General features: G+C 67.4%; 19 protein-coding genes. 2 read left to right on the top strand and 17 right to left on the bottom strand.

Annotated features, from left to right (window positions below; genetic code table 11):
• Window positions 1-8: 8 nt before the first annotated feature.
• From tatB to VPA02S_RS07000, 8 genes are all read right to left on the bottom strand, one after another.
• Window positions 9-467 (bottom strand): Sec-independent protein translocase protein TatB, encoded by a 459-nt coding sequence (tatB, locus tag VPA02S_RS06965; protein ID WP_012746330.1) that lies wholly within the window; start codon window positions 465-467, stop codon window positions 9-11.
• Window positions 468-480: 13 nt separating this feature from the next.
• Window positions 481-729: a Sec-independent protein translocase subunit TatA gene (gene tatA, locus VPA02S_RS06970; RefSeq protein ID WP_018906514.1), complete on the bottom strand. Its 249-nt coding sequence runs from the start codon at window positions 727-729 to the stop codon at window positions 481-483.
• A 65-nt stretch (window positions 730-794) separates the two neighbouring features.
• Entirely contained in the window at window positions 795-1,154 is a 360-nt protein-coding gene (locus tag VPA02S_RS06975) for a histidine triad nucleotide-binding protein (RefSeq protein WP_012746328.1), read from the bottom strand.
• Window positions 1,144-1,533 (bottom strand): DUF4870 family protein, encoded by a 390-nt coding sequence (locus VPA02S_RS06980; protein ID WP_012746327.1) that lies wholly within the window; start codon window positions 1,531-1,533, stop codon window positions 1,144-1,146. Before VPA02S_RS06980 ends, VPA02S_RS06975 begins: the two co-directional genes overlap by 11 nt.
• A gap of 11 nt (window positions 1,534-1,544) precedes the next feature.
• Window positions 1,545-1,925, bottom strand: coding sequence for a phosphoribosyl-ATP diphosphatase (locus tag VPA02S_RS06985; RefSeq protein ID WP_012746326.1), 381 nt, complete (start codon window positions 1,923-1,925; stop codon window positions 1,545-1,547).
• The gene (gene hisI, locus VPA02S_RS06990) at window positions 1,922-2,320 is read right to left on the bottom strand and encodes a phosphoribosyl-AMP cyclohydrolase (protein ID WP_174545073.1); all 399 of its coding nucleotides are present in this window, start codon (window positions 2,318-2,320) and stop codon (window positions 1,922-1,924) included. Before hisI ends, VPA02S_RS06985 begins: the two co-directional genes overlap by 4 nt.
• A gap of 30 nt (window positions 2,321-2,350) precedes the next feature.
• A complete protein-coding gene (gene hisF / locus VPA02S_RS06995; protein WP_012746324.1) occupies window positions 2,351-3,130 on the bottom strand; it encodes an imidazole glycerol phosphate synthase subunit HisF in 780 nt (259 codons plus the stop codon).
• Between the two features lie 22 nt (window positions 3,131-3,152).
• Entirely contained in the window at window positions 3,153-3,989 is an 837-nt protein-coding gene (locus VPA02S_RS07000) for a D-hexose-6-phosphate mutarotase (RefSeq protein ID WP_012746323.1), read from the bottom strand.
• Window positions 3,990-4,176: 187 nt separating this feature from the next.
• Between VPA02S_RS07000 and VPA02S_RS07005 the strand changes: the two genes are divergently transcribed.
• Window positions 4,177-5,484 carry a dicarboxylate/amino acid:cation symporter gene (locus VPA02S_RS07005; protein WP_012746322.1) on the top strand — a complete coding sequence of 436 codons (1,308 nt, stop codon included), beginning with the start codon at window positions 4,177-4,179 and terminating at the stop codon, window positions 5,482-5,484.
• A gap of 8 nt (window positions 5,485-5,492) precedes the next feature.
• A complete protein-coding gene (locus VPA02S_RS07010; protein WP_012746321.1) occupies window positions 5,493-6,413 on the top strand; it encodes an amino acid ABC transporter substrate-binding protein in 921 nt (306 codons plus the stop codon).
• 9 nt (window positions 6,414-6,422) lie between these two features.
• On the opposite strand, the gene VPA02S_RS07015 is transcribed toward VPA02S_RS07010, so the two are convergent.
• The 9 genes from VPA02S_RS07015 to murA all read right to left on the bottom strand — a co-directional run bounded on the left by VPA02S_RS07015 (window position 6,423) and on the right by murA (window position 14,467).
• Window positions 6,423-7,595 (bottom strand): AAA family ATPase, encoded by a 1,173-nt coding sequence (locus VPA02S_RS07015; RefSeq protein WP_018906515.1) that lies wholly within the window; start codon window positions 7,593-7,595, stop codon window positions 6,423-6,425.
• Window positions 7,596-7,625: 30 nt separating this feature from the next.
• Window positions 7,626-8,369, bottom strand: coding sequence for a 1-(5-phosphoribosyl)-5-[(5-phosphoribosylamino)methylideneamino]imidazole-4-carboxamide isomerase (hisA, locus tag VPA02S_RS07020; protein ID WP_012746319.1), 744 nt, complete (start codon window positions 8,367-8,369; stop codon window positions 7,626-7,628).
• Between the two features lie 63 nt (window positions 8,370-8,432).
• Window positions 8,433-9,089 carry an imidazole glycerol phosphate synthase subunit HisH gene (hisH, locus tag VPA02S_RS07025; RefSeq protein ID WP_018906516.1) on the bottom strand — a complete coding sequence of 219 codons (657 nt, stop codon included), beginning with the start codon at window positions 9,087-9,089 and terminating at the stop codon, window positions 8,433-8,435.
• 19 nt (window positions 9,090-9,108) lie between these two features.
• Window positions 9,109-9,717: an imidazoleglycerol-phosphate dehydratase HisB gene (gene hisB, locus VPA02S_RS07030; RefSeq protein WP_018906517.1), complete on the bottom strand. Its 609-nt coding sequence runs from the start codon at window positions 9,715-9,717 to the stop codon at window positions 9,109-9,111.
• A complete protein-coding gene (gene hisC / locus VPA02S_RS07035; protein WP_018906518.1) occupies window positions 9,714-10,805 on the bottom strand; it encodes a histidinol-phosphate transaminase in 1,092 nt (363 codons plus the stop codon). Before hisC ends, hisB begins: the two co-directional genes overlap by 4 nt.
• Window positions 10,802-11,173 carry a hypothetical protein gene (locus tag VPA02S_RS07040; protein WP_062363035.1) on the bottom strand — a complete coding sequence of 124 codons (372 nt, stop codon included), beginning with the start codon at window positions 11,171-11,173 and terminating at the stop codon, window positions 10,802-10,804. Before VPA02S_RS07040 ends, hisC begins: the two co-directional genes overlap by 4 nt.
• A 32-nt stretch (window positions 11,174-11,205) precedes the next feature.
• The gene (gene hisD, locus VPA02S_RS07045; protein WP_012746314.1) at window positions 11,206-12,528 is read right to left on the bottom strand and encodes a histidinol dehydrogenase; all 1,323 of its coding nucleotides are present in this window, start codon (window positions 12,526-12,528) and stop codon (window positions 11,206-11,208) included.
• An 11-nt stretch (window positions 12,529-12,539) separates the two neighbouring features.
• The gene (hisG, locus tag VPA02S_RS07050; protein ID WP_012746313.1) at window positions 12,540-13,181 is read right to left on the bottom strand and encodes an ATP phosphoribosyltransferase; all 642 of its coding nucleotides are present in this window, start codon (window positions 13,179-13,181) and stop codon (window positions 12,540-12,542) included.
• Complete coding sequence (gene murA, locus VPA02S_RS07055) at window positions 13,178-14,467, bottom strand: UDP-N-acetylglucosamine 1-carboxyvinyltransferase (RefSeq protein WP_062363038.1); 1,290 nt, start codon at window positions 14,465-14,467, stop codon at window positions 13,178-13,180. The genes hisG and murA overlap by 4 nt, the downstream gene beginning before the upstream one ends.
• Window positions 14,468-14,494: the final 27 nt, after the last annotated feature.

Here is a 14,494-nt window from a genome sequence, read left to right on the forward strand (position 1 = left end):
GAAAGCCGCTAGTTGATCTTGTGGGGACGGAAGCGGGCGACGCGCGCGGCACCCGAGAGCGCCTTGGTGCGCACGCCGTTGCGCGCCTTGTACCACTGCGGCGTGGCGCCCTGCTTCAGGCGCCAGTTCTTGCGCGGGTGCCTGTATTCGGGCACCGCGGGCTCGGGTTCGGCCAGCGCCGAAAGCGTTTCGCCCGAGCCGGAGAACTGCTTCTCGAGTTCGCTGGCGCCGCTGTGGATGCTCTGCTCGACGTCCCGCGCGGCCTCTTCCACCGTGCCCTTCATCTTGCGCAGTTCGTCCAGCTCCATCGAGCGGTTGACTTCAGCCTTGACGTCGTTCACGTAGCGCTGCGCCTTGCCCAGCAGGGTGCCGACGGTGCGCGCCACCCGGGGCAGTTTTTCCGGCCCGATGACGATCAGAGCCACGACGCCGATGAGCGCCAGCTTCTCAATGCCGAGGTCGAGCACTTATGACCCGCGCTCAGGACTTCTGACGCGCTTCGACGTCGATGGTGGACTTGTCGCTGCTGGCCGGCTGGCCGGTCACCTGCGCTGCAGGAGCCGACGAAGCGGCGGGTGCATCGGTGGTGCTGCCGTCCTTCATGCCGTCCTTGAAGCCCTTGACGGCGCCACCAAGGTCGGAACCCATGTTCCGCAGCTTCTTGGTGCCGAAGATCATGACCACGACGAGCAGCACGATCAGCCAGTGCCAGATAGAAAAAGAACCCATGGAAGACTCCTAAGAATGTGTCCGATTTTAGTCGGGCTGAATGTGACAGTTCGGATTAATGGGATTCAGCCGCGCAGCCACGGGCGGGGGCCGCCCATGACGTGCACATGGAGATGGTGGACCTCCTGCCCGCCCTCGGCGCCGGTGTTCACGACGACCCGGTAGCCGCCCTCCGGATAGGGCCTGCAGCCCTGTTCCAGCGCGAGCCGGGGTGCCAGCGTCATGATCCGGCCCATCAGCGCGGCGTCGTCGGGGGTGAGCTGCGCCATCGAGGCGATGTGCCGCTTGGGCACCAGCATGAAGTGCACCGGCGCCCAGGGGGCGATGTCGTGAAAGCCGAACAGTTCGTCGTCCTCGTAGACCTTGCGCGAAGGAATCTTGCCTTCGATGATTTTGCAGAAGACGCAGTTCGGATCAGATGACATCTTTGGGTTCCATGGGACGGCTGCCGTTCATGCGGATCATGCCCTTCACGATCCGGTAGAGAAACCACAGCGAAATGAGGCTCCAGGCGATCCAGCCCGGCACGAGAAAGAGCAGCCAGAGCCACGAGGTCAGGATGTACAGCAGGCCCGCCCACAGCACCGAGCGGATGCGCCAGCTGAAATGCGTGGCCTGCCAGGTGCCGGCCGCGTCGTCGCGCTTGATGAAGTCGATCAAGAGCGCCAGCAGCAGCAGCGCCACCGAGGCCTGCGCCCCCGGCAGGACGGCGCCAATGGCCACGATCAGGTGCAGGATGTAGCTGATCCAGCCCCAGGTCTTGAGCGAGTCGTCGGGTTCCACGTTCACGATGTCGTTGGCCATGGGACGTCCTTTCAATCGTTGGATGCCTCGCGGGCCTGCGCCTTGCGCAGGGCTTTTTCCTCGATGCCGCTGGTGCCCTCGCGGCGCTCCAGCTCCGCGATCACCTCGCCGGGCGAGAAACCGTAGTGCGCCAGCGCCACCATGGTGTGGAACCACAGGTCGGCCACTTCGTTCACTATTTTCGTGCGGTCGCCGCCATGGTCGGCATCCTTGGCGGCCATGACCACCTCGGTGGCTTCCTCGCCGATCTTCTTGAGGAAGGCATCGGGGCCCTTGTGCAGCAGGCGCGCCACGTAGCTCTTGTCGGGGTCGCCGCCGCGCGCGGGCAGGCGGCTTTCGATGACCGCAGCCAGGCGTGCGAGGGCGTCCGAGGTGTTCACTGTGGCGGTCATTTGTAGATCGACTCCGGGTCTTTCAAGACCGGCTCGACCGCGTGCCATTGGCCCTTCTCGTATTTGCTGAAGAAGCAGCTGTGGCGTCCGGTGTGGCAGGCGATGCCGGGCTCGTGGCCGAGCTGGGTGACCTTGAGCAGCACGACGTCGTTGTCGCAGTCGAGGCGGATCTCGTGCACGGTCTGCACGTGGCCCGATTCCTCGCCCTTGAACCAGAGCTTGTTGCGCGAGCGGCTGAAATACACGGCGCGCCCGAGCTCGGCGGTCTTTTCGAGCGCCTCGCGGTTCATCCAGGCGAACATCAGCACGTCGTTGCTGCCCTGTTCCTGCGCGATCACGGGCACCAGCCCGTTCGCGTCCCATTTCACTTCGTCAAGCCAATTCATGGCGGGTATTGTCCCACCGCCGGGCGGCCCTGAAGCGGATCAGGTCCGGACCGGAATGCCCCGCGCGGCCATGCGGGCTTTCGCCTCGCCGACCGTGTGCTCGCCGTAGTGGAAGATGCTGGCGGCCAGCACCGCGTCGGCGCCGCCGGTCTGGATGCCGTCGGCCAGGTCGTCGAGGCTGCCCACGCCGCCCGAGGCAATGACCGGCACGTTGACGGCGTCGCTGACCGCGCGGGTGAGCGCAAGGTCGAAGCCGCTCTTGGTGCCGTCCCGGTCCATGCTCGTGAGCAGGATCTCGCCGGCGCCGCGGCGCACCATCTCGGTTGCCCATTCGACGGCGTCCAGGCCGGTGTTCTTGCGGCCGCCATGGCTGTACACGTCCCAGCCCGCGCCGCGCGTGGCGGCTTCTTCGGGGCTGCGGCGCTTGGCGTCGATGGCCACGACGATGCATTGCGAGCCGTACTTCTGCGAGGCGTCGTTGATCACCTGCGGATCGGCAATGGCCGCCGAATTGAAGCTGGTCTTGTCGGCGCCCGCGTTGAGCAGCCGGCGCACGTCGGCCACGGTGCGCACGCCGCCGCCCACGGTCAATGGAATGAAGACCTGCGAGGCCACCGCCTCGATGATCGGCAGGATCAGGTCGCGCCCGTCGCTGGTGGCCGTGATGTCCAGGAAAGTGAGCTCGTCGGCCCCCTGCGCGTTGTAGCGCGCCGCAATCTCGACCGGATCGCCGGCGTCGCGCAGCTCGAGAAAGTTGACGCCCTTGACCACGCGGCCGCCGGTGACGTCGAGACAGGGAATGATGCGTTTTGCGAGCATGGTCGGTCGTAAAGGGAAAAAATCAGGAAACGCGAAGCTGCTGCCAGCCCTGCCATTGGGCGCCGGGCGCGAGCAGCACCTGCTCGTCGATGCGCGCGGCCTCCACGCAGAGCATGTGCCTGTAGCCATCTTCGGGCATGTCGGCGAGTTTCGCACCGAGCACGGCGCCGGGGTTCCAGACCACGGTTTCGCTGCAGCTGGCGCTTTGCGCGATCTCGAGCGTGCCGCTCGGCTGCACCAGGCGCAGCGGCTTCGCGGGCGCGGCATAGACGCTGTCGAACTCGGCACTGAAATGCAGCGCCGGGGCCGTTTCCACGTGGCGGTCGTCGCGCAGCGAATCCCAGCGGTTGGCACCCTGCAGGCCTTCGAGGCGCACCTGCGCGATGTCGTCGACGCGCAGGTAGGTGTGCAGGGCGGCTGCGAAGCTGAACGGGCCATGGCCGGTATTGAGCAGCGTCAGCGCGGTGCGCAGCCGGCCCGCAGCCATGCCGATCTGCAGCCGCGCCTCGAAAGCGTGCGGCCAGAGCCTGCGCGTGGCCTCGCTGTCGCGCAGCCGCAGGGTCAGTTCGCCCGATGTGGCGTCGATCCCCCGGTTTTCCCAAGGCAGATTGCGCATGAATCCATGCTTGGGCAACATGCCGCGCTGGTTGAACTGGGGGCAGCAGATGGGCACGCCGCCGCGGATCGCCGCCTGTCCGTCGAACACCGCAGAGGGGCTCAGGTAGAGCCTTTCCGTCCCATCGGCGGTGGTCCAGGAAAGCAGCTGCGCCCCGTGCAGCGCCACGGTGAAGGCACCGCCGTCGGCGCCGGCGGCACGAAGCGCGGGCTGGCCGCGGAACTCGATCGGGCTGATATCCATTGGAGAATTGTAGGCAGCGAAGTTCCGGGCACGGAATTGGCATTGGACACTTAAGGCTTCATTGCCGCCGCGCCGGCGCCGGTTGCGTACAGGGGACCTTCTTGGATACCCTTCGCTGCCGCGCAAGAACAGGGCGCCGGCCGATGTGCGCCCGCCCCAGAACCACACACACCCCGAAGGGACACCTATGAAGAGAAAACTGCCGGCCGCCGCCTGGATCCTGATCGCCATGGTGCTCGGCATCCTTGTCGGCTACATGATCTTCACGAGCTTTCCCGACAAGAAGGCCGCGGCGCAGATCGCAGGCTACGTGTCGATTGTGTCGGACGTGTTTCTGCGCCTCATCAAGATGCTGATCGGCCCGCTGGTGTTCTCCACGCTGGTGGTGGGCATCGCGCACATGGGCGACGCCAAGTCGGTGGGCCGGGTGTTCGGCAAGTCGCTGGGCTGGTTCCTCACTGCTTCGCTGATCTCGCTGGTCATCGGCCTGGTCATGGCCAATGTGCTGAAGCCCGGCGAGAACCTGGGCCTTCCGCTGCCGGACATCGGCGCTTCGGCCAACCTGGCGACCGCGAAGTTCACGCTCAAGGACTTCGTGAGCCACATGGTGCCGAAGTCCTTTGCCGAGGCCATGGCCAACAACGAGATCCTGCAGATCGTGGTGTTCTCGATGTTCTTCGGCGTGGCGCTCGCCTCGCTCGGCGACAAGGCCAGGACGCTGGTGGCCGCCATCGACGAACTCTCGCACGCCATGCTCAAGATCACCGGCTACGTGATGAAGCTGGCGCCGCTCGCGGTGATGGCCGCCATGGCCGCCACGGTTGCGACGAACGGCCTGGGCATCCTGCTCAAGTTCGCGGTCTTCATGGGCGACTTCTACCTGGGCCTGTTCGTGCTGTGGGGCGTGCTGGTGTTCGCGGGCTTTTCGTTCCTGGGCCCGCGCGTGTTCAAGCTGCTGGCACTCATCAAGGAAGCCTTCCTGCTGTCGTTCGCCACGGCCAGCTCGGAAGCGGCCTACCCGAAGATCCTGCAGGCGCTCGACCGTTTCGGCGTGAAGCGCAAGATCTCGAGCTTCGTGATGCCGATGGGCTATTCGTTCAACCTGGACGGCTCGATGATGTACTGCACCTTCGCCGTGCTGTTCATCGCGCAGGCCTACAACATCCACATGCCGATCAGCACGCAGATCACCATGCTGCTGATCCTGATGCTCACCTCCAAGGGCATGGCTGGCGTGCCGCGCGCTTCGCTGGTGGTGATTGCGGCCACGCTCAACCACTTCGACATTCCGGAAGCCGGCCTGCTGCTGATCCTGGGCGTCGACACCTTCCTGGACATGGGGCGCTCGGCCACCAACGCGGTGGGCAACTCCATCGCGACGGCCGTGGTCGCCAAGTGGGAGGGCGAGCTGCTCTCCGAGAGCGACGCGGCGGCCAATGCGAGGACGCTCGACGCCGAAGCCTCGGCCACCCTCGCCCATCCGGCCCACGCGTGAGGCTCGCCATGAAGGCCAAGGCCGCGCTGTCGTTTCTTCTTGCCGGCCTGCTGGCGGCCGCTGCGCTGGTCGCGGCGACCCCGGCCAGGGCGCAGCCGCAGGCCCCGGAGACCTTGACGGGCACGCTCGCCAAGGTGCGCGAGAGCGGCACCATCGCCATCGGCTACCGCGAGTCGTCGGTGCCGTTTTCCTTTCTCAATGCACGCCAGGAGCCTGTCGGCTATTCGATCGAGCTCTGCCGGGAACTGGTCACGGCCATTGAAGAGGCGGTGAACAAGAGCCTCGCGATCAAGTGGGTGCCGGTGACCTCCGATTCGCGCATCGATGCGGTCGAGCGCGGCACGGTCGATCTCGAATGCGGCTCGACCACCAGCAACCTCGAGCGGCAAAAGCGCGTGAGCTTCTCGCCCACCATCTTCGTCTCGGGCACCAAGGTGCTGGTGAAGAAGGGCTCGCCGATCAAGTCGTTCCGCGACCTGGCGGGCAAGCGGGTGGCCGTCACCGCGGGCACCACCAACGAGAAGACGCTGCGCGAGCTGTCGCAGAAGTTCAGGCTCGGCATCGACCTGCGGGTGGCGCGCGACCACGCCGATTCCTTCGGGCTGGTGAAAAGCGGCCAGGCCGACGCCTTTGCCACCGACGACGTGCTGCTCTACGGCCTGATCGCGCGCGACGCCGCCAAGGCCCAGTACGAGGTGGTCGGCGACTACCTCTCCTACGACCCCTACGGCATCATGTACCGCAAGGGCGACGCGCAATTGGCCAAGGTGATCAACGACACCTTCCAGGTGCTGGCGCAGGACGGCGAAATCGAGCGCCAGTACAAGCGCTGGTTCCTGCGCAAGCTGCCCACCGGGGAAAGCATCGACCTGCCGATGAGCGCGCAGCTGGAAGCCATCATCCAGACGATGTCGGTGAAGGCCGAGTAGCCCGCAGCCTCAGCGCACGGGCCACTCCCAGCGCGGGATCTCGCTCATGTCGAGGTTGGCGATGCGGGTTTCGCCGAAGCGCTTCTCGAGCACCACCGACTGCAGCTCGCCGCTGTCTTCGAGCGCGGCAATCAGCCGCGCGGCATGCGACACCACGATCACCTGCGACTCGCGCGCGGCCTGCGCGACGAGGCGGCCGAGCGCCGGCAGCAAGTCGGGATGCAGGCTGGTCTCCGGCTCGTTGAGCACCAAGAGCGCCGGCGGCCGGGGCGTCAGCAGCGCGGCAATCCAGAGCAGATAGCGCAGGGTGCCGTCCGAAAGCTCCGCCGCCGTCAGCGGCCGCAGCAGGCCGTGCTGGTGCATCAGCGTTTCGAAGCGGTCTTCGTTCACCCGCACCTGGATGCGGGCGCCCGGAAATGCGTCGTCCACGGCGCGGTCGAGCGCCTCGCCGTCGCCGATCTCACGGATGGTCTGCAGCGCGGCGGCCAGGTCGGCACCATCGTTGGCGAGCACCGGTGTGCGGGTGCCGAGCTGCGGCTGGCGCGCGGGCGCATCGGCGTCGGAGCGGAAGTGGTCGTAGAAGCGCCAGGAGCGCATCTGCTCGCGCAGCGCGAGCATCTCGGGTGCGGCGTGGGGATCGGCGTACTCGGTCATCATGCTGGCGAAGGCGGGAATCGGCCGGCCGATGGCCTGCCAGCCCTTGCCCTCGCGCAGGCGCAGTGCCGCGCCCCTGCGGTCGACCAGCTGCGCCGCGGGGCGCAGCAAGGGGCCGTGCCAGATGGTTTCGTGCTTGATCTCGGGGTCGCGCGAGAAGGCCGTCGCCGGGATCGGCGGCGGCAGGCCGATGTCGATGGCGTAGCCGAACTCATCGGCCTCGGTGCCGGCGAAGCCCAGCTTCAACGCGACCGGCTCGCTGCGGGTGGTGCCCTGCACCGGCGCATCGCCGCGCAGCATGGCGGCCGAGAAGCGCTCGGGACCGGCCCACAGGGTGGAGGAAAGCCCGCCCTCGCGCACCAGCGAGCGGATCGCGCCGCCGTTGGCAATCTCGGCCAGGAGCCGCATCGCGCGGTAGACGCTGGACTTGCCGCTGCCGTTGGGCCCGGTCACCACCGTGAGCCGTCCGAGCGGCACCGTCAGCTGGCGCAGCGAGCGGTAGTTGGCAATGGCAAGCGCGGAAAGCACGCCGCGCTACAGAAGAGGAAGGCGCCGGCCTCAGGCGCCGGCGAGCTCGTCCGCGCGGGCCTGCGCGGCGGCGAAGTCGAGGTCGCCCGAATAGATGGCCCGGCCGCAGATCACGCCTTCGACGCCCTCGGACTCGACCGCGCAGAGCTGGTCGATGTCGGCCATGTTCGACAGCCCGCCCGAGGCGATGACCGGAATGGTCAGCGCCTGCGCAAGCTTGACGGTGGCATCGATGTTGATGCCCGAGAGCATGCCGTCGCGGCCGATGTCGGTGTAGATGATCGATTCGACGCCGTAGTCCTCGAACTTCTTGCCCAGGTCGGCCACCTCGTGGCCCGTGAGCTTGCTCCAGCCGTCGGTGGCCACCTTGCCGTCCTTGGCGTCGAGCCCCACGATGATGTGGCCGCCGAAGGCCACGCAGGCATCCTTCAGGAAGCCGGGGTTCTTGACCGCCGCGGTGCCGATGATCACGTAGCGCAGGCCGTCGTCGATGTAGCGCTCGATGGTGTCCAGGTCGCGGATGCCGCCGCCCAGTTGCACCGGGATGTCGTCGCCCACCTCGCGCAGGATCGCCTTGATGGCCGCGTGGTTCTGCGGCTTGCCGGCGAAGGCGCCATTCAGGTCGACCAGGTGCAGCCGCCGCGCGCCGGCCTCGACCCACTTGCGGGCCATGGCGGCGGGGTCTTCGCTGAAGATGGTGGACTGGTCCATGTCGCCCTGCTTGAGGCGAACGCAGTGGCCGTCTTTGAGATCAATGGCGGGAATGAGGAGCATGGAAGTGACGCGAGTGTGCGGAATCCGGGCTGAGGAAGCTTCGGCCCGGGCGGGAATATAAGGTCAGGGATTCCAGTGGAGGAAATTTCGGTAGAGCTGCAACCCATGGTCCGCACTCTTCTCCGGGTGGAACTGGGTGGCAAAAATGTTATCGCGTGCGACGGCGGCGGTAAAGCACGCGCCGTAATCGGCCTCGCCCACGCTGTGCCGGATGTCGGCCGGCCGGGCATAGAAGCTGTGCACGAAATAGAAGTAGCTCATGTCCGGCACACCCGCCCACACGGGGTGCGGCTGGGCCTGGCGCACCTGGTTCCAGCCCATCTGCGGCACCTTGAAGCGGCTGCCGTCGGGCTGCAGCCGGCCCGCCAGGTCGAACTTGACGACCTCGCCCGGAATCAGCCCGAGCCCGTCGGTCGGGCCCTCGTCGCTGCGCGACAGCAGCATCTGCATGCCCACGCACACGCCGAAGAGCGGCTTGCTCGCCGCGGCCTCGAGCACCGACTCCTGCAGGCCGGAGTCGCGCAGTTCGCGCATGCAGTCGGGCATCGCGCCCTGCCCCGGCAGCACCACGCGCGTGGCCTTGCGCACCACCTCGGGGTCGGAGGTGACGAAGACCTGCACGCCCACCTGGTCGGCCGCATGCTGCACGGCCTGCGAGACGGAGCGCAGGTTGCCCATGCCGTAGTCGACCACGGCGACGGTATTTGCTACAGATTTCATAGCTTGGCGGCGAGGACGTTCAGAGCGAACCCTTGGTCGATGGAATGACGCCCACGGAGCGTGGATCGAGTTCGAGCGCGCCGCGCAGCGCGCGCGCAAAGGCCTTGAACACGGTCTCGCACTGGTGGTGCGCATTGACGCCCTTGAGGTTGTCGATGTGCAGCGTGACGAAGGCGTGGTTGACGAAGCCCTGGAAGAATTCGTAGGTGAGCTGGCTGTCGAAGGTGCCGATCATGCCGCTCGTGAACGGCACGTGCATCACCAGGCCGGGCCGGCCCGAGAAGTCGATGACGACGCGGCTCAGCGCCTCGTCCAGCGGCACGTAGGCATGGCCGTAGCGGCGGATGCCCTTCTTGTCGCCCACGGCCTTGGCCACCGCCTGGCCCAGCGTGATGCCCACGTCTTCCACCGTGTGGTGGCCGTCGATGTGCAGGTCGCCCTGGCAATCGATCTCGAGGTCGATCAGGCCGTGGCGGGCGATCTGGTCGAGCATGTGGTCGAAGAAGCCGATGCCGGTGGAGAGCCTGGCCTTGCCCGTGCCGTCCAGGTTGACGCTGACGGTGATCCTGGTCTCGGCGGTGTTGCGGGTGACCGATGCAGTGCGATCGGCAGTCTGGGGGGTGGTCATAGTGAGGCTTCGAGTGCCGCGAGCATCCGCGCATTCTCGTCGGCCGTTCCGACGGTGAGGCGCAGGCAGTTTGCGAGCAGTTCGTGCATTTTAGAAACGTTCTTCACAAGAATCCCGCGCGCCTTCATGCCTTCGAAGGCCTTGGCGGCATCGGGCACGCGCACGAGGATCATGTTGGCATCGCTCGGCCAGGCCTTCACGCCCGCCAGGCGGCCCAGCCCCATCATGAGGCGGTGGCGCTCGTCGCGGATCTGCCGCGCCTGGGCCTCGAACACCTCGGCATGCTCGAGCGCGAACAGTGCGCACTCGCAATTGAGCACGCTGATGTTGTAGGGCGGGCGCACCTTGTCGATCTGCGCGACCAGCGCGGCCGGGCCCATGAGGTAGCCCAGGCGGATGCCGGCCAGGCCGAACTTGCTGAGCGTGCGCATCAGCAGCACATGGCCATGCCGCGCGATGCGGTCGATGTAGCTCCTGGCGGCAAAGGGCTGGTAGGCCTCGTCGATCACCACCAGCCCGCCCTGCTCGCCCTGGGCCTGCACGATCTTCTCGATGGCGGCATCGTCCCAGAGGTTGGCGGTGGGGTTGTTCGGATAGGCCAGGTACACGATGGCCGGCTTCTCGCGTGCGATGGCCGAAAGCATGGCGGCCTCGTCGAGTTCGAAATCGGCCGTGAGCGGCACGCCGACGAAGCGCAGGCCCTGCAGTTTCGCGCTCATCGCATACATCACGAAGCCGGGCACGGGCGCGAGCACCGCGGCCCCGGGCACGTCGCAGGCAATGGCGAGCAGCGAGATCAGTTCGTCGGAGCCGTTGCCCAGCATCAGCGAAAAGCCCTCGGGCATCTGCGCATGCGCGGCCAGCGCGCGCTGCAGGTCGGCGCCGCGCTCGCCCGGATAGCGGTTGAGCGCCAACGCACCGAGCCGCGCGCCAAGCTCGGCCTGCAGCGCGGCCGGCAGGCCGAAGGGGTTTTCCATGGCGTCGAGCTTGACGAAGCCGCGTGCGTCCTGCACCGCATAGGCATGCATGGACTGCACGTCGGAGCGGATGCGGTCGATCGGGCGGGCGGCGGGCGAAGAAGATGTCATCGGGTGCAGCGGTAGCTGTTTCTGAGGGCGCCGGCCATGACCAGCTGAACGGGCATGTCGGCTTCGTAGCTGTCGGCGTTGCGGGTCAGCTCGGTTTGATAGAGGGAGCGTGCCATCGAAGGCTCCAGGCGCCGGCCCTCGACGCAGAAGATCGGCTTCTGGCCGTTGCGCTGCGAGGCCTCCACGCCTTCGCGCAGGCCTTCGAGCACGCCGACGAGGTAGTAGCTCGCGTAGGCCTTGCCGTCCTTTTCGCTCGCTTCCAGCGTGCGCAGCTCGCGGATGCTCATGGCCTGCGCCGAGCCCGCAGCCGCGAGCGCCAGCAGCCATGCCGTCGCGCGCGAACGATGAAAAGAACGGCGTCGAGCCATCTTGCTTTGCTCCTGCCGGCGGCGGGCGGGCTTCAGGCCCTGCGCAGCCGCATGCGCGCCGCTTCGGCGTGCGCCTGCAGGCCTTCGCCTTCGGCCAGCGTGACGGCAATGGGCCCGAGCACCTGCGCGCCGGCTTCGCTCACTTCGATGAGGCTGGAGCGCTTCTGGAAGTCGTACACGCCCAGCGGGCTCGAGAAGCGCGCCGTGCCGCTCGTGGGCAGCACGTGGTTGGGGCCCGCGCAGTAGTCGCCCAGGCTCTCGCTGGTGAAGGCGCCCAGGAAGATCGCGCCGGCATGGCGCAGCAGCGGCTCCCAGCGCTGCGGCTCGCTGCTGCTGACTTCCAGGTGCTCCGGCGCGATGCGGTTGCTGATCTCGCAGGCCTCTTCCATGCTCTTGGTGTGGATGAGAGCGCCGCGGCCGTTGAGCGAAGCCGCGATGATCTCGGCGCGCGGCATGCCGGGCAGCAGGCGGTCGATCTCGGCCTGCACGCGGTCGATGTACGCGGCGTCGGGGCACAGCAGGATGCTTTGCGCGAGCTCGTCGTGCTCGGCCTGGCTGAACAGGTCCATCGCCACCCAGTCAGGCGGCGTGCTGCCGTCGGCCAAGACGAGGATTTCGCTCGGGCCCGCGATCATGTCGATGCCCACGGTGCCGAACACGCGGCGCTTGGCGGCGGCCACGTAGGCGTTGCCGGGGCCGGTGATCTTGTCGACCGCGGGGATGGTGGCGGTGCCGTAGGCCAGCGCGGCCACGGCCTGCGCGCCGCCGATGGTGAAGGCGCGCGTGACGCCTGCCACGTAGGCGGCGGCGAGCACCAGCTGGTTCTTTTCGCCGCCCGGCGTCGGAACCACCATGATGATTTCGGCCACGCCGGCCACGTGAGCCGGAATGGCATTCATCAGCACGCTCGACGGATAGGCCGCCTTGCCGCCCGGCACGTAGATGCCGACGCGATCAAGCGGCGTAACCTTCTGGCCGAGCAGCGTGCCGTCGGCATCGCGATAGCTCCAGCTCTCGCCGCTGGCCTTCTTCTGCGCCTCGTGATAGCTGCGCACGCGGCGAGCGGCGGCTTCGAGCGCATCGCGCTGCGTGGCCGGCAATGATTCGAAGGCGGCCTTGAGTTCGGCCTGCGTTAGCTCCAGCTCGGACAGCGTCTTCGCATCGAGCTTGTCGAAGCGATTGGTGTACTCCAGCACCGCCTCGTCCCCGCGCCTCTGCACGTCGGCCAGGATGTCCGCCACCACCTTCTCGATGGCCGCATCGGCATCCGCGGACCAATGCAGCCGCGCCTTGAATTCAGCGTCGAAGCCGGCTGAAGCCGTGGAGAGGCGGACGGGGGCTGCTTTCGGAGTCATGTGCGTGAAGTTCAGGCAGTGGGAATGGCCGACGCGAAGGCGTCGATGATGCGGCGGATCGGCTCGCGCTTGAGCTTGAGCGCGGCCTGGTTGACCACGAGGCGCGCGCTGATGTCCATGATGCGTTCGACCTCGACCAGGTGATTGGCCTTGAGCGTGTTGCCGGTCGAGACCAGGTCGACGATGGCGTCGGCCAGGCCGGTGAGCGGCGCGAGCTCCATGCTGCCGTAGAGCTTGATCAGGTCGACGTGCACGCCCTTGCTCGCGAAAAACTCGCGTGCAAGGCCCACATACTTGGTGGCGACCCTCAGGCGCGAGCCCTGCTTCACGGCCGAGGCGTAGTCGTAGTCGGCGCGCACCGCCACGCTGAGTCGGCAGGCCGCGATGCGCAGGTCCAGCGGCTGGTACATGCCCTGGTTGCCGTTTTCCAGCAGCACGTCCAGGCCGGTCACGCCAAGGTCGGCGCCGCCGTACTGCACGTAGGTGGGCACATCGGAGGCGCGCACCAGCACCACGCGCACGTCGGGCCGGGTGGTGGCCAGGATCAGCTTGCGCGATTTTTCGGGGTCTTCGGTGACCTCGATGCCGGCGGCGGCCAGCAGCGGCATCGTCTCTTCGAAGATGCGGCCCTTCGAGAGCGCGAGGGTGATCATGCGGCGGCTCCCGAGATGCGTTCGATGTCCGCGCCCAGGCCGCGCAGCTTGGCTTCCATGCGGTCGTAGCCGCGGTCCAGGTGGTAGATGCGGTCGACCAGCGTCTCGCCGTCGGCCACGAGGCCGGCGATCACCAGGCTGGCCGAGGCGCGCAGGTCGGTCGCCATCACTGTGGCGCCCGACAGCTGCTGCACGCCCTCGACCATCGCCACCTTGCCCTCGACGTGGATCGTGGCGCCCAGGCGCACCATCTCGTTCACGTGCATGAAGCGGTTCTCGAAGATGGTTTCGGTGACCATCGAGGCGCCGCGCGCGATCACGTTCAGGGCCATGAACTGGGCCTGCATGTCGGTCGGGAAACCGGGGTATTCGGTGGTGCTGAAGCTCTGCGCCTTGAGGTGCTCGCAGGCCGGGGCGCTGGAGCTGATGCGCACGCCGCCCTCCTGTGCCGCGACGGTGCAGCCGGCGTCGCGCAGCTTGTCGATCACCGCGTCCATGTGGTCGGCCCGCGCGTGGCGCAGGAACACGTCGCCGCCGGTGGCCGCAACGGCGCACAGGAAGGTGCCGGCCTCGATGCGGTCGGCCACCACGGCGTGCTCGCAGCCGTGCAGCTTCTCGACGCCCTGGATGCGGATGTGGCTGGTGCCGTGGCCTTCGATCTTCGCGCCCATGCGGATCAGCATTTCGGCCAGGTCGACGATCTCGGGCTCCTGCGCGGCGTTCTCGAGCAGCGTCTCGCCCTCGGCCAGCGCGGCGGCCATGAGGAAGTTCTCGGTGCCCGTGACGGTAACCATGTCGGTCAGGATGCGCGCGCCCTTCAGGCGGGTGCGCCCGGCCGGCAGGCTGGCGATCATGTAGCCGTGCTCGACCACGATCTCGGCGCCCATGGCCTGCAGGCCCTTGATGTGCTGGTCGACCGGCCGCGAGCCGATGGCGCAGCCGCCCGGCAGCGACACCTTGGCATGGCCGAAGCGCGCGAGCAGCGGGCCCAGCGCCAGCACGGAGGCACGCATGGTCTTCACCAGTTCGTAGGGTGCCTCGGGGTTGCTGAGGTCGCCCGCATCGAGCCGCACCGTGCCGTTGTCGTCGCGCTCGGCCGCAACGCCCATGTTGCGCACCAGCTTGAGCATGGTCGACACGTCCTGCAGGCGCGGCACGTTGTGCAGCGTCACGGGCTGGTCGGTCAGCAGTGCGGCGCACAGTTCCGGCAGGGCTGCGTTCTTGGCGCCGGAAATGAGTACCTCGCCGCGGAGCTGGCGCCCGCCGCGAATCAGAAGTTTGTCCATCGAATTTCCAGCGAATCAGGGCCCGGG

It is taken from the genome of Variovorax paradoxus NBRC 15149 (assembly GCF_001591365.1).
GTDB classification, from domain to species: Bacteria; Pseudomonadota; Gammaproteobacteria; order Burkholderiales; family Burkholderiaceae_C; genus Variovorax; species Variovorax paradoxus.